The organism is Allobosea sp. GW821-FHT09G06 (assembly GCF_059416005.1).
Map to the genome: position 1 here is coordinate 103,780 of NZ_JBWKOI010000008.1, position 21,358 is coordinate 125,137.

General features: G+C 66.3%; 21 protein-coding genes. 16 read left to right on the forward strand and 5 right to left on the reverse strand.

Annotated features, from left to right (window positions below):
• Window positions 1-48 precede the first annotated feature (48 nt).
• The 4 genes from AC07NY_RS25200 to AC07NY_RS25215 form a co-directional block, all read right to left on the reverse strand.
• Window positions 49-255 carry a hypothetical protein gene (locus tag AC07NY_RS25200; RefSeq protein WP_494586018.1) on the reverse strand — a complete coding sequence of 69 codons (207 nt, stop codon included), beginning with the start codon at window positions 253-255 and terminating at the stop codon, window positions 49-51.
• Window positions 256-272: 17 nt separating this feature from the next.
• On the reverse strand, window positions 273-1,865 hold the full coding sequence (locus AC07NY_RS25205; RefSeq protein ID WP_492287886.1) for an ABC transporter substrate-binding protein: 1,593 nt from the start codon (window positions 1,863-1,865) through the stop codon (window positions 273-275).
• 280 nt (window positions 1,866-2,145) lie between these two features.
• Window positions 2,146-2,811 carry a GntR family transcriptional regulator gene (locus AC07NY_RS25210; RefSeq protein WP_492287887.1) on the reverse strand — a complete coding sequence of 222 codons (666 nt, stop codon included), beginning with the start codon at window positions 2,809-2,811 and terminating at the stop codon, window positions 2,146-2,148.
• 52 nt (window positions 2,812-2,863) lie between these two features.
• Window positions 2,864-4,270 (reverse strand): flagellar biosynthesis protein FlgA, encoded by a 1,407-nt coding sequence (locus tag AC07NY_RS25215; protein ID WP_494586019.1) that lies wholly within the window; start codon window positions 4,268-4,270, stop codon window positions 2,864-2,866.
• Between the two features lie 152 nt (window positions 4,271-4,422).
• Between AC07NY_RS25215 and AC07NY_RS25220 the strand changes: the two genes are divergently transcribed.
• From AC07NY_RS25220 to AC07NY_RS25245, 6 genes are all read left to right on the forward strand, one after another.
• Window positions 4,423-5,457 carry a 4-hydroxythreonine-4-phosphate dehydrogenase PdxA gene (locus AC07NY_RS25220; RefSeq protein WP_494586020.1) on the forward strand — a complete coding sequence of 345 codons (1,035 nt, stop codon included), beginning with the start codon at window positions 4,423-4,425 and terminating at the stop codon, window positions 5,455-5,457.
• Window positions 5,458-5,527: 70 nt separating this feature from the next.
• Complete coding sequence (locus AC07NY_RS25225) at window positions 5,528-6,523, forward strand: Bug family tripartite tricarboxylate transporter substrate binding protein (RefSeq protein ID WP_494586021.1); 996 nt, start codon at window positions 5,528-5,530, stop codon at window positions 6,521-6,523.
• Window positions 6,524-6,694: 171 nt separating this feature from the next.
• Complete coding sequence (locus AC07NY_RS25230) at window positions 6,695-7,183, forward strand: tripartite tricarboxylate transporter TctB family protein (protein ID WP_494586022.1); 489 nt, start codon at window positions 6,695-6,697, stop codon at window positions 7,181-7,183.
• 18 nt (window positions 7,184-7,201) lie between these two features.
• Window positions 7,202-8,713, forward strand: a complete 1,512-nt coding sequence (locus tag AC07NY_RS25235) for a tripartite tricarboxylate transporter permease (protein ID WP_494586023.1) — start codon at window positions 7,202-7,204, stop codon at window positions 8,711-8,713.
• A 33-nt stretch (window positions 8,714-8,746) separates the two neighbouring features.
• Window positions 8,747-9,664 carry a dihydrodipicolinate synthase family protein gene (locus AC07NY_RS25240; RefSeq protein ID WP_494586024.1) on the forward strand — a complete coding sequence of 306 codons (918 nt, stop codon included), beginning with the start codon at window positions 8,747-8,749 and terminating at the stop codon, window positions 9,662-9,664.
• Between the two features lie 134 nt (window positions 9,665-9,798).
• Complete coding sequence (locus AC07NY_RS25245) at window positions 9,799-10,518, forward strand: ribonuclease activity regulator RraA (RefSeq protein WP_494586025.1); 720 nt, start codon at window positions 9,799-9,801, stop codon at window positions 10,516-10,518.
• 28 nt (window positions 10,519-10,546) lie between these two features.
• Here AC07NY_RS25245 and AC07NY_RS25250 read toward each other — a convergent pair whose 3' ends face one another.
• Window positions 10,547-11,020, reverse strand: coding sequence for a hypothetical protein (locus tag AC07NY_RS25250; protein WP_492287895.1), 474 nt, complete (start codon window positions 11,018-11,020; stop codon window positions 10,547-10,549).
• Between the two features lie 217 nt (window positions 11,021-11,237).
• Here AC07NY_RS25250 and AC07NY_RS25255 point away from each other — a divergent pair, with 217 nt between their 5' ends.
• From AC07NY_RS25255 to AC07NY_RS25300, 10 genes are all read left to right on the forward strand, one after another.
• The gene (locus AC07NY_RS25255; RefSeq protein ID WP_494586026.1) at window positions 11,238-11,894 is read left to right on the forward strand and encodes a helix-turn-helix domain-containing protein; all 657 of its coding nucleotides are present in this window, start codon (window positions 11,238-11,240) and stop codon (window positions 11,892-11,894) included.
• Window positions 11,895-12,076: 182 nt separating this feature from the next.
• Window positions 12,077-13,690, forward strand: coding sequence for a cytochrome-c oxidase, cbb3-type subunit I (gene ccoN / locus AC07NY_RS25260; protein WP_494586034.1), 1,614 nt, complete (start codon window positions 12,077-12,079; stop codon window positions 13,688-13,690).
• Between the two features lie 12 nt (window positions 13,691-13,702).
• Complete coding sequence (ccoO, locus tag AC07NY_RS25265; protein ID WP_494586027.1) at window positions 13,703-14,467, forward strand: cytochrome-c oxidase, cbb3-type subunit II; 765 nt, start codon at window positions 13,703-13,705, stop codon at window positions 14,465-14,467.
• 11 nt (window positions 14,468-14,478) lie between these two features.
• A complete protein-coding gene (locus AC07NY_RS25270; protein ID WP_055728507.1) occupies window positions 14,479-14,634 on the forward strand; it encodes a cbb3-type cytochrome oxidase subunit 3 in 156 nt (51 codons plus the stop codon).
• A gap of 2 nt (window positions 14,635-14,636) precedes the next feature.
• Window positions 14,637-15,524: a cytochrome-c oxidase, cbb3-type subunit III gene (ccoP, locus tag AC07NY_RS25275; RefSeq protein ID WP_494586028.1), complete on the forward strand. Its 888-nt coding sequence runs from the start codon at window positions 14,637-14,639 to the stop codon at window positions 15,522-15,524.
• A gap of 31 nt (window positions 15,525-15,555) precedes the next feature.
• A complete protein-coding gene (gene ccoG / locus AC07NY_RS25280; protein ID WP_494586035.1) occupies window positions 15,556-16,980 on the forward strand; it encodes a cytochrome c oxidase accessory protein CcoG in 1,425 nt (474 codons plus the stop codon).
• A 20-nt stretch (window positions 16,981-17,000) separates the two neighbouring features.
• Window positions 17,001-17,522: a FixH family protein gene (locus AC07NY_RS25285; RefSeq protein ID WP_494586029.1), complete on the forward strand. Its 522-nt coding sequence runs from the start codon at window positions 17,001-17,003 to the stop codon at window positions 17,520-17,522.
• A gap of 1 nt (window position 17,523) precedes the next feature.
• A complete protein-coding gene (locus AC07NY_RS25290; RefSeq protein WP_494586030.1) occupies window positions 17,524-19,722 on the forward strand; it encodes a heavy metal translocating P-type ATPase in 2,199 nt (732 codons plus the stop codon).
• Window positions 19,719-19,892 (forward strand): cbb3-type cytochrome oxidase assembly protein CcoS, encoded by a 174-nt coding sequence (gene ccoS / locus AC07NY_RS25295; protein ID WP_494586031.1) that lies wholly within the window; start codon window positions 19,719-19,721, stop codon window positions 19,890-19,892. Before AC07NY_RS25290 ends, ccoS begins: the two co-directional genes overlap by 4 nt.
• Before the next feature lie 125 nt (window positions 19,893-20,017).
• On the forward strand, window positions 20,018-21,358 hold a 1,341-nt coding region (locus AC07NY_RS25300; protein WP_494586032.1), incomplete at its 3' end, for a DNA translocase FtsK.

The window sequence follows — 21,358 nt, forward strand, 5'->3', positions numbered from 1 at the left end:
AGTCTTTTTGGCCGGAGCACATCCTGCGCAGCGGCTTGTCTTGTCGTTTTATTCAAGTTCGAATTTTGGCGGAGCGCAAAACACCAGATCGGGAGAAAGATCAAGGACGAAGCGTGGAAAATCGTGGATTTCGACGTTGAATTCGCAGTGGCGCGCGCCGATGCGCGCAAGACCTGAAAATATCAGCGCTGCCATGGCGCAATGATCGAAATCAGGCAGGTGCGGGCCGAGCAATAAATGCTCGGCCCGCACCAAGATTCAGGCCTGTGGCATCACTTGCCGATATCGACGCCGTAGAAGACGTGGCGGCTGAACGGCGAGAGCTTGAAGTCCTTCACCTCCTTGCGGATCGGCTTCAGCTGCACCGCATGGGCGATGGTGAACCAGGGCGACTGCTCCTTGAAGATCACCTGCGCCTGCCGGTAGAGCCTCTCGCGCTCGGCCTGGTCGGTGACCGTCTTCGCCTTCGTCACCAGTTCCTCGAAGGGCTGGTAGCAGAACTTGGCGACGTTCGAGCCGTTGGTCTTGGCCGAGTCGCAGCCGAGCAGCGTGTGCAGGAAGTTGTCCGGATCGCCATTGTCGCCGGTCCAGCCGAGCATGCCGGTCTGGTGCTCGCCCGCCTGCATGCGCTTGCGGTACTCGCCCCATTCGAAGCTCTTGATCTCGGCCTTGACGCCGACCTTGGCGAGGTCCGCCTGCATCAGCTCCGCGATGCGCTTGGCGTTCGGGTTGTAGGGACGCTGCACCGGCATCGCCCAGAGGTCGATCTCGAGGCCGTTCGGATAGCCGGCCTCGGCCAGTTCCTTCTTGGCCGCTTCCGGATCGAAGGGATCGTCCTTGATCGTCTCGTTATAGGACCACATCGACGGCGGGATCGGGTTGGTCGCCGCGACGCCGCTGGAGAGATAGACCGCGTCGATGATCGCCTTCTTGTTGATCGCCTTGTTGATGGCGCGGCGGACCTTCACGTCGTCGAACGGCTTCTTGGTGGTGTTGTAGGCGAGATAGCCGATGTTCAGGCCTGGCTGCTCCAGAATCTCGACATTGGCGTCCTTCTTGATGGCGTCGAGATCGGCCGGGTTCGGATAGGGCATGACATGGCATTCGCCCTTCTGGAGCTTGGCCCAGCGCACCGAGGCGTCCGGCGTGATCGCGAAGATCAGGTCGTCGATCTTGGCCTTGCCGGCCCAGTACTCAGGATGGGCCTTGTAGCGGATGATCGCATCCTTCTGGTACTGCACCAGGGAGAACGGGCCGGTGCCGATCGGGTCCTGATCGATCTTCTCGGGCGTGCCGGCCTTGAGCATGGCGTCGGCATATTCCTTCGACTGCACGCTGGCATATTGCATCGCGAGGTCGGAGAGGAACGGCGCCTCCGGCTGGTTCAGCGTGATCTTGACCGTGTAGTCATCGACCTTCTCGACCGATTTCAAGAGCTTGGGCATGCCCATGTCGTTGAAATAGGAATGGTTCGAGCTGGTCACCTTGAAGAACGGATGATTCTCCTTCCACTGCCGCTCGATCATGAACATGATGTCGTCGGCGTTGAAGTCGCGCGTCGGCTTGAAGGTGCGGTTGGAGTGCCACTTCACGCCCTTGCGCAGGTGGAAGGTGTAGGTCAGGCCATCCGGCGAGATGTCCCATTTCTCGGCGAGCGCCGGCTGGACCTTGGTGCCGCCGCGCTCGAACTGCACGATCGTGTCGTAGATCTGGGTGTTCGCATCGAAGGACGTGCCGGTGGTGTTGACGCTCGGCGCGAAATTCTCGGGGCTGCCCTCCGAGCAATAGACCAGCGTCTTGGCCATCAGCGGCTGTGCCGCCATCAGCGCGGCGGCCGACAGCGTCGCCAACAGAATTGTCTTCATGGATGTCTCCTTGAACGCCTTTCCGCCCGAGCAGGGCGGTGAATGGCCCCGTTGTATCGGAAGCTCCGTGGGCGGAAGTCCCCGGGCCGCCTTGTCTACAGCTTATTGAAATTAAGGAAGCGCGGATAGCCGTCTCGGAAGGCGCGAAGGCCGGCTCCGGGCGAAGGTAAACGATTGTGCAGGAACGGATTCCGCTGACGCGAGGCGGTTTTCGCCTGTCATCCGGAGCTTATTCGAAAGTCTATGGGCTCCAGACGAAGCCGGCGTTTCGGGCAGGCGCTCAGAGCACCTCGCGCACCCGCACCAGCGTCGTGTCCATATGGCGGCCGATCGCTTCCGACAGCGCGTCCGCGTCGCGCTTCAGTAGGGCGGCCATCATGTCCTCGTGCTCGGCCACGGCCCCGGCCCATTTTTCGGGGCCTTCATTGCCGACGAAGCGCAGCCGCTTGATCCGGGCCTGCAAGGTGGTGTGCATCTCGGCCAGCACGGCATTGCCGGAGGCGGCGACGATGGCGCTGTGGATCGCCTGGTTCAGCTTGAAATAGTCGAGCCGGTCGCGCGTCGCATAGAGTGCGAGCATGTCCTTGTGCAGCTTGTGGATCGCCTCGATCGTCGTGTCGCTGGCCTCAGCGCAGGCGATCCGCCCGCCGAGCTGCTCGAGGCTCTTGATGACTTCGAGGATGTCGGCGAGGTCGCGCGCCGTGAACTTCCGGACGATCGCGCCCTTGGCCGGCAGGATCTCGACCAGCCCTTCGCTGGCGAGCGTCTTGATAGCCTCGCGTAAGGGCGTCCGCGAGACGCCGAGCTGGGCGCCGACCTGACCCTCGTTGATCCGCTGGCCGGGAGCGAGCCGCCCCTCGATGATCATGTCGCGCAGGCGCTCCAGCACCTCGTCATGGAGGGTCCGCCGCATGATCGGAGTATAGTCGGCCGCCGTCTCGCTCATCGTTGCTCCATTGTTTCCGGCCACTCCGTTACGGCACGCAGCTCCCGCGCTGTCAAACGGACGTGCTCTCATCGGTGGCAAAGAGCGCATCCTGCCGCCGGCGCATTGCCAGCAGGCCGGAGTTTTCGGGGATTTCGACATCGCCGAGACGGATGGCCTCACCGGCCCTGACCGCGCGGACGAGCGGCCGGTCGGCGACCAGATAGAACGGGGCAGGGCGGTCGTTCGCAAGCGCCGCCGCGGGCCTCACCTCGGCCCCGACATTCTCGATGCTGTGATGATGCCCGCCCATCTTGAGCACGGTACCGGTCGCGAGGTCGCGCTGCGCCACCGCGACGAGGTCCTGCCGTGGCCGATAATCGTCGCCATAGCCGGAACGGCCGAGGCCGGCGGCATCGAGGATCGAGGTCGCGACCTCGACGCCCAGCAGATGGCGCGGCAGGTAGAGCGCGGCGGTCTGGCCGCTGCGGCTGACGACATGGCCCTTGCCGGCGAGCATCTCCCAGGTCTCGGCATTGTCGCAGCGCACGACGATGAAGACGCCGCCGGCGAAGCTCGCTTCCTCCGCGAGGCGCAGATGGTGGAACACGTCGATGCGGCGCGTGCCGCCCATCAACCCGCCCTCGCTGCGCTCGGCGAAGAGATCGGCGAGTTCCGGAACGCGAGCCGGCGGCGCATGGAAGCCGGCAGCATCGGCCGAGAAGCCGAGTGCATTGGCGACCAGCGTCATCTCGCAGAGATCGGGCACGGCTCGTAGGGGAAAGGCCTCGCCGAGGATGCGCGCGCGCTCGGCGGCATTGGCGACGATGGAGCGCGAACCGGGCAGCCAATGCTCCCGCAGCGCCGGCAGCGAGCGGGTCACGCCGTTGCAGGTGACGTCGCCGGTCGCGGCGTCGAGGACGAAATCATACTCGCTCGACTTGCCGGCCGCGATGATCTCGAGGCCGATGATTTCGGCCCAGCTCGCCAGCGCGATCAGCAGGCTCGGCTGGTCGCCGTCGACCGGCGTCACCACCACACCCTTGTCGCGGGCGAGCCGCGCCAGACCCGGCCCGACGACGCTGTCGGCCTCCTTCGAGACCAGCGCGACATGGCGCTTGGCATCGATCGCGGCGAGGCTGTGCCGCGTTGCGGCTTCCGGGCTACCGGTCGCCTCGACGAGAAGCGCGAAGGGCAAGTCGATCACGACATCGAGGCTCGCCGCGGCGACGCATCGTCCGGCATGCCAGGCAGCCTTCGCCTGGGCGCTGGTCTCGCACAGGGCGATCTCGGCTGGCTCGAAACCGGCAGCGGCGAAAGCCTTGCCGGCAGCCTCTGCCGTCACATCCACCGCGATGCGCGCATTGACCAATCGCGTCCGGCGCGACTGCGCGAGATAGCTGCGCCCGAAGCTGCCGCTGCCGACGAGGCAGGTTTCGACCGGCTCCGTGAGCCCGGCGTAGTGCGCATGAAAATTCATTCGGCCCTCCTCCGGCGCAGTCTGGTTCGCAGCCTGCGCCGAGCGAATAAGTATATCGATTTTGATATGCTGCATACAGCATACTTGAGCGTTCGAGCCGCCTGTGTTAGCCAACGGAGCCAGAGGAACAGACAGGCAGCGGAGTGGCGGCCATGAATGAGCGGACGAATGACGCCTTGCCGGTGATCGCCGTGGCGATGGGCGATCCCTCCGGCATCAGTCCCGAACTGACGTCGCGCATCTTGTCGGAGGCCGATCTGCGCGGCGCGGCCCGCTATGTCGTGTTCGGCGACAAGCGCCTGCTCGATCTCGGCATCAAGGATGGCGGCGCCGATCCGCAGGTCCAGGTCGTTAAGGATGGCGAGGCGCTGCCGCTCGGCGACCGGCCGGTCTTCGTCGATCTCGCGAACCACGATCCCGCCGATCTCAAGCGCGGCACCGCGACGCTGGCCGGCGGCAAGGCCGCGACCGAGAATTTCCGCCGTGCTTTGCAATTCGCCGCTTCCGGCAAGGCTGATGCGGTGTTCTTCACGCCCTTCAACAAGGCGGCGATGCGCTTCGCCTATCCCGGCTATGACGACGAGATCCGCTTCGTGCGCGATGCCATCGGCTTCGAGGGCGCGGCGAGCGAGTTCAACATCCTCGACAAGCTCTGGAACGCCCGCGTCACCTCGCATATTCCGCTGTCCGAGGTTGCGCAGAACATCACGCAGGAGCGCATCCTGCGGGCGCTGACGCTGGCCGATGCCAATCTGCGCGCCGCCGGCTTCAACCCGCCGCGCATCGCGGTTGCCGGCATCAATCCCCATGCCGGCGATGGCGGCAATTTCGGCCGTGACGAGATCGAGACGATCGAGCCGGCGGTGAAGGCGGCCAAGGCCAAGGGCTTCACGGTCGAGGGGCCGTTCCCCTCGGACACCGTCTTCCTGCGCGCCAGGAACGGTGATTTCGACGCCGTGCTGACGATGTATCACGACCAGGGCCAGATCGCGATGAAGCTGATCGGCTTCGACCGTGGCGTCACCCTGATCGGCGGCTTCCCCTTCCCGATCTGCACGCCGGCCCATGGCACGGCTTATGAAATCGCAGGCCAGGGCATCGCCAATCTCGGCGCGACGCGGGCCGCGCTCGCGCTTGCCATCAAGATGGCCCAGGACGGAAAGGGCAAGACCCGCGCCGCCGCCTGACGCTCAACCCTTCTCGACAAAGCCGCCGGCAAGAGCGGCCTCGCACAATCAGAACCCAGGGAGAGAAACCATGAAGACCATCGCCATTTCGGCTGCGTTCGCCGGCGCGCTCGCGCTTGGCGGCATCGGTGCCGCGCAGGCCTGGGAGCCGACCAAGCCGATCGAGTTCGTCGTGACTTCCGGCGCCGGCGGCGGCACCGACAATTTCGCCCGCATCATCCAGTCGATCATCACCAAGCATAAGTTCACCGAGCAGCCGATCGTGGTGGTGAACAAGGGCGGCGGCTCCGGCGCCGAAGGCTATGTCTACGGCAAGGGCGCTAAGGGCGATCCGAACCGCGTCATCTTCGGCACCAACAATGCCTATCTGCTGCCTTACGTCGCCAAGCTCGGCTACAAGGTCTCGGACCTGACGCCGGTCGCGGCGCTGGCGCTCGACGAGTTCCTGCTCTGGGTCAAGGGCGATGCGCCCTATGGCGACGCCAAGGCCTATATCGAGGCGGTCAAGGCCAAGCCGATGGGCTTCAAGATGGGCGGCAGCCAGTCGAAGGACACCGACCAGACCCTGACCTCGATGATCCAGGACGCCGCTGGCGTGAAATGGATCTATGTGCCGTTCCAGGGCGGCAGCGCCGCGGCCGTGCAGCTCGCCGGCGGCCATATCGACTCCAATACCAACAACCCCAACGAGAATATCGGCCAGTGGAAGGCCGGGCAGGTGAAGCCGCTCTGCGTGTTCTCGCCGGTGCGCCTCGCCAAGGGCGAGCCGGTCTTCGAGGGCAAGGGCTGGGGCGACATCCCGACCTGCAAGGAAGCGGGCCTGCCGCTGGAGACCTTCCAGATGCCGCGCACCGTCTGGCTGCCGGCCGATGTCCCGGCCGATGCCGTGACCTATTATGCCGGCCTGCTGGAGAAGGTCTCCAAGACGCCGGAATGGCAGGAATTCGTGACGCGCACCGCCCAGACCGCCAAATTCATGAAGGGCAAGGAGCTCACGGACTTCGTCGCCAAGGACGAGGCGGCGAACAAGAAGGTCTTCGAGAACGAAGGCTGGGTCGCGAAGTAAGCGGCTGGCCGGAGAAAACACTGAACCTGTATGTCATCCCGGGCGGCCTTCGGCCGACCCGGGATCCATCGAAGGGCGCTTGAGCTTTACGATGGATTCCGGATCTCCGCTTCGCTGCGTCCGGAATGACGGGGCGCATTCCCGCCGCTCCCGCAAGGAGGAACCCACCGCATGATCACCCGCTTCTGGGCAGAGATCGGGACGGCCGTCCTGACGCTGGTCTTCGGGCTCATCATCGTGAAGGGCTCGCTCGAATTCGGCATCGGCTGGGATACGTCCGGCCCTCAGCCCGGCGCCTTTCCCTTCTATGCTGGCGCGCTGATCGCGCTGGCGAGCCTCGGCACGATCGCGGTCACCCTCGGTCAGCGCGTCGCCGGCAAGGCAGCGCTCGCGGAGGCCTTTCTCGACGCCGAGCGCGGCAAGCGCGTGCTCGCCTTCCTCTTGCCGCTGGTCGCCTTCGTGGTGCTGAGCGCGACGCTCGGCATGTATGTCGCGACGATCCTCTATCTTGTCTTCGCGATGCGCTTCCAGGGCGGCTATGGCTGGCTGCAGAGCCTCGCCACCGCCTTCGTGACGGCGGCCTTCTTCTATTTCGCGCTCGAGAAATTCTTCCAGATCGGCCTGCTCAAGGGCCCGATCGAGCCGCTCATCGGCCTCTGAGACGGCGGGGATATCAGCATGGACAACATCGCCAACCTGATGCACGGCTTCTCGGTCGCGCTCACCACGCACCATGTCCTGCTGATGATGGCGGGCGTGCTGCTCGGCGTGCTCGTCGGCGTCCTGCCCGGGCTCGGCGCGCCCAATGGCGTCTCGCTCCTGCTGCCGCTGACCTTCTCGATGGACCCGGTCTCGGCGATCATCCTGCTGACCTCGCTCTACTGGGGCGCGCTCTTCGGCGGCTCGACCACGTCGATCCTGTTCAACATCCCCGGCGAACCCTCATCGGTCGCGACGACCTTCGACGGCCACCCGATGGCCAAGCAGGGCAAGGCGACGGAAGCGCTCTCCTTCGCCTTCCTCTCGGCCGGCTTCGGCGCGCTCGCCGGCGTCATCCTGATCACGCTGCTCTCGGGCTGGGTCGCGAAATTCGCGCTGCGCTTCTCTTCGCCCGAATATTTCGCCGTCTATTTCATGACCTTCGCGAGCTTCATCGGGCTGGGCGGCGCTTCGCCCTTCAAGACCGTCGTCTCGATGGCGATCGGCTTCGCGCTCGCGACGATCGGCATGGACTCGGTCTCCGGCAATGTGCGGCTGACCTTCGAGTTCGACGTGCTGCTCGCCGGTGTCAGCTTCCTGATCGCGGTCATCGGCCTGTTCGGCATCGGCGAGTTGCTATTGACCATGGAGGAGGGGCTGAAATTCGAGGGCGTCGCCGCCAAGGTCCGCGTCGGCGACGTGCTGCGCACCGCCATGAAGCTGCCGCGCTATTGGCTCGCCCTGCTGCGCTCCTCGCTGATCGGCATCTGGATGGGCATCACGCCGGGTGGGCCCACGGCCGCCTCCTTCATGAGCTATGCGATGGCCAAGCGCTCCTCGCGCCACCCCGCCAAGTTCGGCAAGGGCGAGCCCGAGGGCGTGATCGCGCCGGAGACGGCGGACCATGCCGCCGGCTCGGCTGCCATGCTGCCGATGCTGGCGCTCGGCATCCCCGGCTCGGCGACTGCGGCGGTGATGATGGGCGGCCTGATGATCTGGGGCCTCAATCCCGGCCCGACGCTCTTCACCGACCGCCCGGATTTCGTCTGGGGCCTGATCGCCTCGATGTATCTCGGCAATCTCGTCGCGGTCGTGGTCGTGCTGGCGACGGTGCCGCTCTTCGCCTCGATCCTGCGCATTCCCTTCTCGATCATCGGGCCGATCATCGTGGTGATCTGCTTCATCGGCGCCTTCACCGCCGCGAGCAAGGAGTTCGACATCTGGCTCGCGCTGGCCTTCGGCCTCGTCGGCTATCTCTTCAAGAAGCTCGACTACCCGATCGCGCCGCTCGTGCTCGCCATGGTCATCGGCGACAAGGCGGAGGATGCCTTCCGCCAGTCGATGATCTTCAGCCAGGGCTCGCTCTCGATCTTCTGGTCGAACCCGCTGGTCTCGACACTGATGGCGATCGGCCTCGCGCTGCTGGTCATGCCGGTGATCGGCTCGGTCGCGCGGCGCTTGCGCGGCACCAAGGCCACCAGCACTGTCTGAACTCCTCCTGTCCGCCACCGACGAGATGACGCCATGACCGAACCCTACAAGGGCATCCTGCCGATCGCGCCGACCATCTTCCACGACAACGGCGACCTCGATGTCGAGGGCAACCGGCGCGTCATGGACCTGATGGTCGACCAGGGCGTCGACGGCATCTGCATCCTCGCCAATTTCTCGGAGCAGTTCCTGCTCACCGACGAGGAGCGCGACCAGGTGATGCGGCTCTCGCTGGAGCAGGTCGCAGGCCGCGTGCCCGTTATCGTCACGACTTCGCATTTCTCGACCCGCATCGCCGCAGCCCGTGCCAAGGCGGCAGCCGATGCCGGCGCCAAGATGTTGATGATGATGCCGCCCTATCATGGCGCGCTGCTCAAGGCTGACGAACAGGGCATGATCGAGCATTTCAAGGCGGTCGCTGACGCCTGCGGTATCCCGATCATCCTGCAGGACGCGCCGCTCTCCGGCGTGACCATGACTGTGCCCTTCATGATCCGGCTGGCGAAGGAGGTCCCGCTCGTCCGCTATTTCAAGATCGAGGTGCCCGGTACGGCGGGCAAGCTGCGCGCGCTGATCGAGGCCGGCGGCGACGCCGTGGTCGGTCCCTTCGACGGCGAGGAGGCGATCACGCTGATGGCCGATCTCGATGCCGGCGCGACCGGCACCATGACCTCGGCGATGATTCCGGACCTGATCAAGCCGATTCTCGCCGCCCATGCCGCGGGTGACCGCAAGCACGCGGCGGCGCTCTATGCCCGCGTCCTGCCGATCATCAACTACGAGAACCGCCAATGCGGCCTGCGCTCGGCCAAGGCGGTGATGAAGGAGGGCGGCGTGATCAAGTCGGAGGCCGTGCGCCATCCGCTGACGCCGCTGCATCCGAAGACGCGCGAGGGCCTGATCGAACTCGCGCGTGAGCTCGATCCGCTGGCGCTGCGCTGGGGCAAGTAAGCGATATCCCGGCGGGCAGGGGCGGGGTTGCGTTTTTCGCGTCCCACGCTGCCTTTACAAAGCGGGGCGGATCGCGGGAACCTCTCCCTTGCCTGCCGCCCGGCGGGGATCCACGGACGTCGGAAGGTGAACGCATGCCCAGTCTCAAGCCGGAAACCCGCGAGAAGCTGCGCACGGTCTCCGTGGCCACGCTCTGCACGGCGCTGTTCAAGCGTGGCCTGCGCAACCAGTTCATCCAGGATGTCCGCCCGCTCAATCCCGGTGTTGGCACCATGGTCGGCGAGGCCTTCACGCTCCGCTACATCCCGGCGCGCGAGGATCTGAACCAGCTTTCCGTGTTCCAGGACCGTGCCCATCCGCAGCGCAAGGCTGTCGAGGATTGCCCGCCCGGCGCTGTGATGGTGATCGACAGCCGCAAGGACGCGCGCGCGGCCTCGGCCGGCGGCATCCTCGTCTCACGCCTGATGAAGCGCGGCGTCGCCGGCGTCGTCACGGATGGCGGTTTTCGCGATTCCTACGAGATCGCGGGATTGCCCTTCCCGACCTATCACAACCGCCCGTCCTCCCCGACCAACCTCACCCTGCATCAGGCAATCGACATCAACGTGCCGATCGGCTGCGGCGATGTCGCGGTTTTCCCGGGCGATGTCGTGGTCGGCGATGCCGAGGGCGTCATCGTCATCCCCGCTCATCTCGCCGACGAAGTCGCGACTGAGGCCGTCGAGATGACCGCTTTCGAGGATTTCGTCACCGAGGAGGTCCTCAAGGGCCGCTCGATCCTCGGCCTCTATCCGGCGACCGAGGAGCAGACCAAGGTCGATTTCGCGGCCTGGCGGAAGGCCAACGGTCGCTGATCGGGGCGGCCTGCCGGTTTGAGGCAGGTCAATTGGGGGCTGTCGGCGCCAGCTGCGCCCGGCCCAGCACCATCATCCGGTCGATCTGGAAGCCCGAGCGCTGGAGCGCGTCATGGTCTTGCGGCCAGGCGGCCGAGCGCTCCAGCGAGATCGCGATCCGCGGCAGGTCGAGCTCGACCGCAAGCTGGTTGGCGAAGCGCAGCAGCGCGTTGACCAGATGCGTGCCCGGCAGCCGGAGCATCGCGAGTTCCGAGATTTCCAGCGCGGCCCCGCCCGCGATCGTCTGCGCGACGCGGAAGGTGAAGACGGCGTGCGGCATGGCGCGTGCGTCGCGCAACGCGAAGACGCCGCGTGGCCTTACGCCATCCTGCGAATGGTCGCGCACGAACTCGGCCCAGCCCTCCGGCGTCACCTCCGGATGCAGCATGGCGACGAGGTTGAAGACCGTGTCGGCGCCGGCCGGCGCGATGCGCGCGACCTCGAAGATATCATCGCCCGTCACGTGCGGTTTCTCCCGAATTCAGGGGCGCACGGTGGTTGCGTGAGGCCTGTCGTCGCATTGATCTGGATCAATTTCGCGGGCTCTGGCGGCGAGCGTGCTTTGTGACCTTGCCAGCCTCGGTTATGGTCTTTCCGATAAGTGGGAAGATGCGATCGTGAACTGTCATCCTTCGGCCTGTAGCGCTGCGCACCGTGGTGAAGGCAATTGCCGCAGCTGCATGGTGCGTCTTGTCAGCGTCTGCGCGTCGCTCTCCGACGACGAGCTGGCGCTGCTGGAATCGCTGGCGCACCCCACGCATTTCGCCTCGGGCGAGACGCTGTTCACGCAGGCGCGCGAGGCGCATTCGGTCTACAATGTCACGGCCGGCGTCGTGCGCCTCTACAAGCTTCTCTCCGACGGTCGCCGTCAGGTGGTCGGCTTCGCGCTGCCGGGCGACTTCCTCGGGCTCGCGATGCGCGATGCCTATGGCTTCTCGGCCGATGCCATCGGCGAGGTCTCGGCCTGCGCCTTCTCGCGTGGCGCCTATACCGCGCTGGTCGACGCCAAGCCGCATCTGCTGAAGCGCCTGCACGAATTCGCGACACATGAGCTGACGCTCGCCCATGAGCAGATGATGCTGCTTGGCCGGCGCACCGCCGAGGAGAAGCTGATCTGCTTCCTGCTCGGCATGCAGCAGCGCTGGGCGCGCCTCGGAAAGCCCTCGGTCACCGTGCCCCTGCCGATGACACGGCAGGACATCGCGGACTTCCTCGGCCTGACCATCGAGACCGTCAGCCGCACCTTCACCCGCCTCGCCAAGGACAAGACGATCCTGATCGTCCCGGGCGGTGTGCGCGTGATGAACCCCGAGCGCATGAGCGCCGTCGCGGCCTGAGCCTGCGCCGCGGCGCCGCACCCGGCGCGCCGCCGCCCTTGACCTGAATCAACGCCCCTCCGTCCCACGCTCGCTAAGTCTCACGCGAATGGCGCGCTCATGCGCCGGCGACGAAGCGGGGTCAGAAGGTGACGGCAACGGCAAGCCCTGTCAGGCAGGCGACGGTCGGCGAATTGTTGGGGATGCTGATCGCGGCGGCCTGCGTGCTGCCCCTGATCATCATCGCGGCGCTGACCGAGAATTCCGGCTACGCCTTCCACGCCATGCTCGGCGTCCTGGCTTCCGTCGTCGGCATCATCCTGATCGCCAACCGCTGCTTCGACGGCAGCGTTGCGGTCGAGCCGCAGGAAGTCGACGGCAAGCCCAACTACAACATGGAGCCGGTCAAGTTCGCGACCGTGGCCGCCATGGTCTGGGGCATCGCCGGCTTCGCCGTCGGCCTCATCATCGCGCTCCAGCTTGCCTTCCCGGCTCTCAATTTCGACCTGCCCTGGATCAATTTCGGGCGCCTGCGGCCGCTGCACACCTCGGCGGTGATCTTCGCCTTCGGCGGCAACGTGCTGATCGGCACGTCCTTCTACGTCGTGCAGCGCACCTGCCGCGCGCGGCTGGCCGGCACGCTGTCGCCCTGGTTCGTCGTGCTCGGCTACAACTTCTTCATCGTCATTGCCGGCACCGGCTACCTGCTGGGCATCACCCAGGGCAAGGAATACGCCGAGCCGGAATGGTATGCCGACCTCTGGCTGACCATCGTCTGGGTCGTCTATCTCCTGGTCTTCCTGGGCACGGTGATGAAGCGCCGGGAGCCGCATATCTATGTGGCGAACTGGTTTTATCTCGGCTTCATCCTGACCATCGCGGTCCTGCATATCGGCAACAACGTCGCCGTGCCGGTCTCGCTTCTGTCGCCGCGCTCCTACGGCCTCTGGTCGGGCGTGCAGGATGCGATGTTCCAGTGGTGGTACGGCCATAACGCGGTCGGCTTCTTCCTCACCGCCGGCTTCCTCGCGATCATGTACTACTTCGTGCCCAAGCGCGCGGAGCGGCCGATCTACAGCTACCGGCTCTCGATCATCCACTTCTGGGCGCTGATCTTCATCTATATCTGGGCCGGCCCCCACCATCTCCACTACACCGCGCTGCCCGATTGGGCGCAGACGCTGGGCATGACCTTCTCGATCATGCTGTGGATGCCTTCCTGGGGCGGCATGATCAACGGCATCATGACCCTGTCCGGGGCCTGGGACCGGCTGCGCACCGACCCCGTGCTGCGGATGATGGTGGTCTCGCTCGCCTTCTACGGCATGGCCACCTTCGAGGGGCCGCTGATGTCGATCAAGGCGGTCAACGGCCTGTCGCATTATACCGACTGGACCATCGGCCACGTCCATGCCGGCGCGCTCGGCTGGGTCGCCTACATCTCCTTCGGCGCGATCTACTGCCTTGTGCCCTGGCTCTGGAACCGTCGGGGGCTCTACTCGCTCAAGCTGGTGAGCTGGCATTTCTGGATCTCGACGCTCGGCATCGTCTTCTACATCTGCGCGATGTGGGTCTCCGGCATCCTCCAGGGCCTGATGTGGCGCGCCTACACCGCGCTCGGCTTCCTCGAATATTCCTTCATCGAGACCGTCGCGGCGATGCATCCCTTCTACGTGATCCGCGCATTGGGCGGCGCGCTCTTCCTGCTCGGCGCGCTGATCATGGCCTTCAATCTCTGGATGACCGTGCGCTCCGAGAGTGCGGCCGAGATGCCGCGCACCGACGAGGCGCCAGCGCCGCTGGCCATGGCCGTCTGAGGAGCTTCCAGAATGACGAGCATCGAACACAAGCCCGCGCGCAAATCGCTCTGGGCCAAGCACAAGATCTTCGAGACCAACTCGATCGTCCTGGTCCTCGGCACGCTGCTGGTGATCTCGATCGGCGGTCTCGTCGAGATCGCACCGCTGTTCTACCTGAAGAACACGATCGAGACCGTGCAGGGCATGCGCCCCTACACCCCGCTCGAGCTCGCCGGCCGGGCGATCTATGTCCGCGAGGGCTGCTACAACTGCCACAGCCAGATGATCCGGCCGCTGCGTGACGAGGTCGAACGCTACGGGCATTACTCGCTCGCGGCCGAGAGCATGTACGACAAGCCCTTCCAATGGGGCTCCAAGCGCACCGGGCCGGACCTCGCCCGCGTCGGCGGCAAATATTCCGACGAGTGGCAGCGGGCGCATCTGGCCGAACCGCGTGCGGTCGTCCCGCAATCGATCATGCCCGGCTATCCCTTCCTGGCGAAGACCGAGCTGAAATACGGCGACATCGCCGACGAAGTGCGGGCCAACCGCGCCGGCGGCGTGCCCTATAGCGACGCGATGATCGCTCAGGCGCAGAGCGACCTGAAGGCGCAGGCGACGCCGGACCATCCCGGCCAGTCCGATCTGGAGAAGCGCTACCCCAAGGCGCAGTCCCGCGATTTCGACGGCGATCCGCAGCGCATCACCGAGGCCGACGCCCTGATCGCCTATCTCCAGGCGCTCGGCACGCTCGTCGACTTCAAGCTCTACGACGACAAGGCCAACATCCGCTGAGCGAGGCTGCCATGCAAACGACCTATCACTGGCTTGCCGGCTTCGCCCAGTCCGTCGGCCTTCTCTACTTCGTCGCCGTCTTCCTCGGCGTCTGCGTCTACGCCTTCTGGCCGAAGAACCGCGCCCGCTTCGAGCAAGCCGCGCTCAATCCGCTGCGCGAGGACTGATCATGGACCAGAAGAACCACGACGCCCCGCATATCGACCCTCATACCGGCATCGCCACGACCGGCCATGAGTGGGACGGCATTCGCGAACTCAACACCCCGCTGCCACGCTGGTGGCTCGGCATCTTCTACGCCACCATCGTCTGGTCGATCGGCTACTGGGTCGTCTACCCGGCCTGGCCGCTGCTGACCGACACCACTAAGGGCTTGATCGGCTATGCCAGCCGGGCCGATATCAGCGCCGACATGGCGCAGTTGAAGGCGCAGCGCGCCGTCCAGGCTGCCGGCATGGCGGAGGCCACGCCGGCGCAGATCAAGGCCGATCCGACCCTGTTCCAGATCGCGATGGCGCAGGGCAAGGCCGCCTTCGGCGACAACTGCGCCGCTTGCCATGGTGTCGGTGGCGCCGGTGCCAAGGGCTATCCGAACCTCAACGACGACGACTGGCTCTGGGGCGGCTCGCTCGACGCGATCATGCAGACCCTGCGCCACGGCATCCGCGTTGCCGGCCAGGACGAGACGCGGGTGAGCCAGATGCCGGCCTTCGGTCGCGACGGCATGCTCAAGCGCGACGAGATCGTCGCCGTCGCCAACCATGTCCGCGAGCTTGCCGGCCTTTCGACCGAGCCCAAGGCCAATCTCGAGCTTGGCCGCAAGCTCTTCGCCGATAATTGCGCCGCCTGCCATGGCGAGGCTGGCAAGGGCAATGCGGAGATGGGTGCGCCGAACCTCACCGATGCGATCAGCCTCTACGGCATGGACATGGCCTCGCTCACCGAGACCATCGCCAACAGCCGCAATGGCGTGATGCCGGCCTGGGGCGGGCGCCTCGACGAGACCACGCTCAAGGCGCTGACCGTCTACGTCCACTCGCTCGGGGGAGGGCAGTAGCGTGAGCACGGCCGGGGCCGATCCCGACGACATGCCGCTCTTCGCGGCGTCGGCGAAGGTCTATCCGCAGAGCGTGTCCGGCCCGTTCCGGCGCGCGAAATGGGCGATCCTCTTCCTGTGCCTCGGCATCTACTACCTGCTGCCGTTCCTGCGCTGGGATCGCGGCCCGCACTTGCCGAACCAGGCGGTGCTGGCCGATATCGCCAATGGACGCTTCTACTTCTTCTTCATCGAGATCTGGCCGCAGGAGGTCTACTACTTCACCGGCCTGCTGATCCTGGCTTCCTTCGCGCTCTTCCTGATGAACGCGGTCGCCGGCCGGGTCTGGTGCGGCTATCTCTGCCCGCAGACGGTCTGGACCGACCTTTTCCTCGCCGTCGAGCGCTTCTTCGAGGGCGACCGGCGCGAGCGCATGCGTCTCGACGAGGCTCCGTGGAGCGCGGACAAGCTCTGGCGCAAGAGCGCCAAGCACGCGGTCTGGATCATCATCGCCTGGTGGACCGGCGGCGCCTGGGTGCTCTATTTCGCCGATGCACCGACGCTGGTGCGCGAACTCGCGACCTTCACCGCGCCACTCTCGGCCTATGTCTGGATCGCGATCCTGACCTTCACGACCTATACGCTCGCCGGCATCATGCGCGAGCAGGTCTGCAAGTTCATGTGCCCCTGGCCACGCATCCAGGCGGCATTGACCGACGACGAGGCGCTCAACGTTACCTATCGCTACGACCGCGGCGAGCCGCGCGTCTCGGTCAAGCAGGGCTTGAGGCTGAAGGCGCAGGGCGCGCCGGCGGGCGATTGCATCGATTGCCATCAATGCGTCGCGGTCTGCCCTGTCGGCATCGACATCCGCGACGGCGCCCAGCTCGACTGCATCCAGTGCGGGCTTTGCATCGACGCTTGCGACACCGTCATGGCCAAGGTCGATCGCCCCAAGCGCTTGATCGCCTATGACACCGAGACCAACGTCAAGCGGCGGATGGCCGGCCTGAAGGCGATCTACCGCCCGTTCCGGGTCCGCACGGCGATCTATGCGGCGCTGATCGTGGTCGTTGGCGGCGCCATGCTCTGGCAGCTCGCGACGCGCCGCACCGCCGATATCTCGGTGCTGCACGAGCGCGCGCCGCTCTTCGTCACATTGCGCGACGGCTCGATCCGCAATGCCTACGCGGTCCGGCTGCTCAACAAGCGCCCGGAAACCCGTCCCTTCGCGCTGACCGTCGACGGCTTGCCCGGCATCCGCATCGAGGCCGTCGGCGTGGCGCCGACGGCCGATGTCAGGCCGGTCGTGACCGTCGATCCGGATGCCTCGCGCGAGGTGCGCGTGCTCGTCACCGTGCCGGCCGGCGTGCCGCTGGAAGCGTCGCAGGCCGTCACCATCACCGCTTCCGATCTCTTCGCCGGGGAGACCGTGCGCGCGGCCGATCACTTCATGGCGCCCGGAGCCAAACCATGAGCTGCTGCGGAGTTTTCCTGATGTCCTGCGACATCCCTGCCGCCCCGCGCCCGCGCCGCCCCTTCAAGCTGACCGGGGGAATGGTCGCGGCGATGCTGGTGCTGTTCTTCGGCGTCATCGTTTCGGTCAATGCGACCATCCTCACCGTGGCGCTTCGCACCATGCCGGGTGTCGAGACGCGCAGCGCCTATGAGACCAGCCAGCATTTCAACGAGGAGATCGCCCGCCAGCACGCGCGCGATGCGCGCGGCTGGAAGGCGGCGGTCGCGCTCGCCCGGCAAGGCGAGGGCGCCGCGCTCGGCGTCACCCTGGTGGACCGCGCCGGCCGACCTCTCTCCGGCTTCACGGCAACGGCGCGCCTGCGTCATCCCGCCACCTCCGCACGCGACCACGCCGTCACGCTGAACGAGCGCCAGCCCGGTCGCTACGAGGCCGATCTCGACCGTGTCGAGGCCGGTTCCTGGATACTGGAGCTGCAGGCGAAGCGCGGCGAGGAGGTCGTTTTCGTCTCCCGCAGCCGCATCATCCTGCCGGAGACGTAAGATGGCAGCGCAGGATCTCTCGGTCTTCGTGCGTCATCGCGATGGCGGCATCGCCAGCATGGAACTGGCGGTCGACGGCATCCGCTGCGCCGGCTGCATGCAGGCGATCGAGAGCGGGCTCGGCCGCGAGCCGGCCATCCTCGGCGCCCGCGTCAATCTCGCCCTGAAACGCGTCTCTGTCGAATGGCGCGAGGCGCTGCTGCGACCGGAGGCGGTCGTCGACAAGCTCGGCGCGCTCGGCTTCAAGGCCTATCCCTTCGTGGCCGAGCGGCAGGAGGATGGCGCTGCCATCGAGGAGCGCAGCCTGATGCGCCGGCTCGGCGTCGCCGGCTTCGCCTCGATGAACATCATGCTGCTCTCGGTTGCCGTCTGGGCCGGCAATAGCGGCGATATCGATCCGACGACGCGCGACTTCTTCCACTGGCTCTCGGCGCTGATCGCCTTGCCGACGGCGGCCTATGCCGGCCGGCCCTTCTTCGAGAGCGCGCTGCGCGCCCTGAAGGCCGGCGCGGTCAACATGGACGTGCCGATCACCATCGGCGTCGTGCTGGCGCTCGTCATGTCGGTCGCGGAAACCTGGACCCATGGCCGCCACGCCTATTTCGATGGCGTGGTGATGCTGCTCTTCTTCCTGCTGATCGGGCGCTATCTCGACCAGCTCATGCGCCGCCGCACCCGCGATCTCGCCGGCAATCTCGCGGCGCTCAAGGCCGAGACCGCGACCCGCCTCACTGACGACGGCAACTGGATGATCACGCCGATCGCCGCGATCGTGCCCGGCGACCGCGTCCTCGTCCGCCCGGGCGAGCGCGTCTCGGTCGATGGTATCATCGAGACCGGCCGCTCCGAGCTCGATCAAAGCCTCGTCACCGGCGAGACCGCGCCAGCCGCGATCGGGCAGGGCGAGCGCGTCCATGCCGGCACGTTGAACCTCACCGGCGCCCTGACCATCCGTGTCGAGGCCGCAGGCCAGGGCACGCTGCTCGACGAGATCGACCGGCTGATGAATCAGGCCGTCGGCAGCCGCTCGCGCTATGTCCATTTGTCGGACCGGGCGGCGCGGCTCTATGCGCCGGTGGTCCATACGCTGGCAGCCGCGACCTTCCTCGGCTGGCTCGTTTGGGGGCTCGCCTGGCCGGAGGCCTTGCTGATCGCCGCCACCGTGCTGATCATCACCTGCCCCTGCGCACTCGGCCTCGCGATTCCTGCCGTGCAAGTCGTGGCGGCTTCCGCCCTGTTCAAGCGCAAGATCATGCTCAAGGAGGGCGATGCACTGGAGCGCCTCGCCGAGGCCGATATCGCCGTCTGCGACAAGACGGGCACGCTGACCCTGCCGGAGCCCGATATCCTCAATCCCGGGGCGCTGCCGGCCGAGCGGCGGGCCGAGATCGGCGCGCTGGCGGCGGCCAGCACCCACCCGTTGGCGCAAGCCTTGGCCCGCGCACTTGGCAGCATCTCCGCAAGGACCGATGTTCGCGAGGAGCGCGGACACGGCCTGTCGGCCGGCGAGGGCGCTGATGAGCAGCGCCTTGGCAGCATTGCCTTTTGCGATGCCGAAGCCGAGGCGGTTTCGGTCAAGGCGCTTCATCCCGGCGCCTCGCTGATCGCCTATCGCCACGGCAGCTACCGCACCGTTCTGGCACTCGGGCAGAGCCTGCGCCCTGATGCGCGCGCGACGATCGACGCTTTGCGCGCGGCAGGTCTGGAGATCGCGATCCTCTCCGGCGACCGGCCGGAAGCGGTCGCGCCGATCGCGGCCGCGCTCGGCATTGCGCATGTCCAGGCCGGGCTGCTGCCGGCCGACAAGCTCAACCTTCTCGACAGCATGGCGGCGAACGGTCGCAAGGTGCTGATGGTCGGAGACGGGCTCAACGACGCGCCGGCCTTGGCAGGCGCGCATGTCTCGCTCTCGCCGGTCAGCGCCACCCATCTCGCGCAGGCGGCGGCGGATATCGTCTTCCTCGGAGACAGTCTCGCGCCCGTCGCGGCGGCGCTCGGCATCGCCCACAAGGCGCGCGGGCTGATGCTGCAGAACCTCTGGTTCGCCGTGCTCTACAATGCGGTGGCGGTGCCGATCGCGATTGCCGGGCTGGCGACGCCGCTGGTCGCCGCCGTCGCCATGTCGGGCTCGTCGCTGGTGGTGACCCTGAATGCTCTGCGCGCACGTGGCCGCAAGGCATCGCCGGAGGCAGAGGCATGAACATCATCGTGATCCTGTTTCCGCTCGCGCTCGGGCTCGGCCTGCTCGGGCTTGGCGCCTTCTTCTGGTGCATGAGATCGGGCCAGTTCGCCGATCTAGAAGGCGCCGCCTGGCGCGTTCTCCAGGACGACGATGCGACAAGGAACGTGCCGGAAAAAGAAGTGCTCTGATCGTCGCAGGGAGCTTGAGCGCGCCAGCTTCGGACACCGAAAAGGAGACTGCCGGAACGGTCTCTTAACCCTGCCGGGCTAGGACTGGGTTTCAGGTTAACGAAGCGTAGTGTTCGCCTAAGCCCATGCAAAAACTGGATCGTCTCCGCCGCGCGAACGCCGTCGTTTCCGAGGATCATCGCCTCGCTCAACCACAGCAGACCGCACTATCCGCAACCCCGGAAACCGCTGTCGCAGAGCCGCTTCGCAACGAGCCGGCATCGTCCAGTCTCTGGCCGACCTATGTCCGGCCCTCGCGCTCCGTCGATGCGCAGCGCAAGCTCGCTCAGGCCGAGCGGGAGCTCTCCGCCTCGCCGGTCCTCGGGCAGCGTTTCGACATCAGCCTGTCTCCGGACGCTCCTGTTCCGGGGGAAAGCCGCGTCCGCTTCTGGCGCACGCCTGACCACCTGATCCGGCAGGTCTGGGGCGCGCCCAGTGCCGAGCCGATGCCTGAACCCGTCATGGACGAGCCGGCTGATGTCGAGCTCACCTTCGATGCGGATGAGAACGCCTTTGTCGACGAGATGCAGCCCGCAGGAATGGGTTTCGACGCCCTTGCGGAGATCGCTGCCTACCCGGAGCAGGATGTCGCGACGCCGCTCGATTTCATCTCGGATCACGCCTTCTGGGAATGCGTGCCCGAGGCTGAGCGCGACGATGCCGATTTCGCGTTCGATCCCGCTTCTCCCTCGATGACGGCGGAAGCGACGGCCTATGCCCCGGTCATGGCTGTCGAAGAGCCGCAAGTCGCCATGCGCTCGGCCGCGCCGCTCGCGATGAAGGCTCCGGTCGTTGCGCCGGCCTGGTCTGGATTCGGCTGGGGGCAGAGCTATCAGGTGAGCTTCCAGATCGCGACGCCGTCTTGGCAAATGCCGGCCACTGAGGCGCCTGTGGTCGAGGACGAGGCTCCGATCACGAGCGAACCCGTGATTGCGGCAAAGCCCGGCGTGCCGTTGGCGCGCCGCACCCGGCCTCCGGTCGAGCCCAAGCCTGTTCTGCCCAAACCCGTTCAGCCCGAGGCCGCCAAGCCTGAAGCCGTCCGTCCCGAGCCGGTCGCGGTCGAATCCGCCAAGGTCACCCCGTTCCGGGCCAAGCTTCGCCTCGTCGAACTGCCGGTCGTGCAGGATGCCGGCTTCCAGCTCCCGCCGATCGAGTTCTTGGCCGAGCCGCCGCAGGAGCAGGCCGAGACCATGCCGGTCGAGATGCTCCAGCAGAACGCCGGCCTGCTGGAAGGCGTGCTGGAAGACTTCAACATCCGTGGCGAGATCGTCCAGGCCTGCCCGGGGCCGGTCGTCACCTTGTATGAACTGGAGCCCGCTCCCGGCATCAAGAGTTCCCGCGTGATCTCCTTGGCTGACGACATCGCGCGTTCGATGAGTGCGGTGTCGGCGCGCGTTGCGGTGGTGCAGGGCAAGAACGCGATCGGC

What these genes read in the sequence shown, in the direction of transcription:
- AC07NY_RS25205 (WP_492287886.1), bottom strand. Translation starts at nt 1,865, where the DNA reads ATGAAGACAATTCTGTTGGCGACGCTGTCGGCCGCCGCGCTGATGGCG.
- AC07NY_RS25210 (WP_492287887.1), bottom strand. Translation starts at nt 2,811, where the DNA reads ATGAGCGAGACGGCGGCCGACTATACTCCGATCATGCGGCGGACCCTC.
- AC07NY_RS25215 (WP_494586019.1), bottom strand. Translation starts at nt 4,270, where the DNA reads ATGAATTTTCATGCGCACTACGCCGGGCTCACGGAGCCGGTCGAAACC.
- AC07NY_RS25220 (WP_494586020.1), top strand. Translation starts at nt 4,423, where the DNA reads ATGAATGAGCGGACGAATGACGCCTTGCCGGTGATCGCCGTGGCGATG.
- AC07NY_RS25225 (WP_494586021.1), top strand. Translation starts at nt 5,528, where the DNA reads ATGAAGACCATCGCCATTTCGGCTGCGTTCGCCGGCGCGCTCGCGCTT.
- AC07NY_RS25230 (WP_494586022.1), top strand. Translation starts at nt 6,695, where the DNA reads ATGATCACCCGCTTCTGGGCAGAGATCGGGACGGCCGTCCTGACGCTG.
- AC07NY_RS25235 (WP_494586023.1), top strand. Translation starts at nt 7,202, where the DNA reads ATGGACAACATCGCCAACCTGATGCACGGCTTCTCGGTCGCGCTCACC.
- AC07NY_RS25240 (WP_494586024.1), top strand. Translation starts at nt 8,747, where the DNA reads ATGACCGAACCCTACAAGGGCATCCTGCCGATCGCGCCGACCATCTTC.
- AC07NY_RS25245 (WP_494586025.1), top strand. Translation starts at nt 9,799, where the DNA reads ATGCCCAGTCTCAAGCCGGAAACCCGCGAGAAGCTGCGCACGGTCTCC.
- AC07NY_RS25255 (WP_494586026.1), top strand. Translation starts at nt 11,238, where the DNA reads ATGGTGCGTCTTGTCAGCGTCTGCGCGTCGCTCTCCGACGACGAGCTG.
- ccoN (WP_494586034.1), top strand. Translation starts at nt 12,077, where the DNA reads ATGCTGATCGCGGCGGCCTGCGTGCTGCCCCTGATCATCATCGCGGCG.
- ccoO (WP_494586027.1), top strand. Translation starts at nt 13,703, where the DNA reads ATGACGAGCATCGAACACAAGCCCGCGCGCAAATCGCTCTGGGCCAAG.
- AC07NY_RS25270 (WP_055728507.1), top strand. Translation starts at nt 14,479, where the DNA reads ATGCAAACGACCTATCACTGGCTTGCCGGCTTCGCCCAGTCCGTCGGC.
- ccoP (WP_494586028.1), top strand. Translation starts at nt 14,637, where the DNA reads ATGGACCAGAAGAACCACGACGCCCCGCATATCGACCCTCATACCGGC.
- ccoG (WP_494586035.1), top strand. Translation starts at nt 15,556, where the DNA reads ATGCCGCTCTTCGCGGCGTCGGCGAAGGTCTATCCGCAGAGCGTGTCC.
- AC07NY_RS25285 (WP_494586029.1), top strand. Translation starts at nt 17,001, where the DNA reads ATGTCCTGCGACATCCCTGCCGCCCCGCGCCCGCGCCGCCCCTTCAAG.
- AC07NY_RS25290 (WP_494586030.1), top strand. Translation starts at nt 17,524, where the DNA reads ATGGCAGCGCAGGATCTCTCGGTCTTCGTGCGTCATCGCGATGGCGGC.
- ccoS (WP_494586031.1), top strand. Translation starts at nt 19,719, where the DNA reads ATGAACATCATCGTGATCCTGTTTCCGCTCGCGCTCGGGCTCGGCCTG.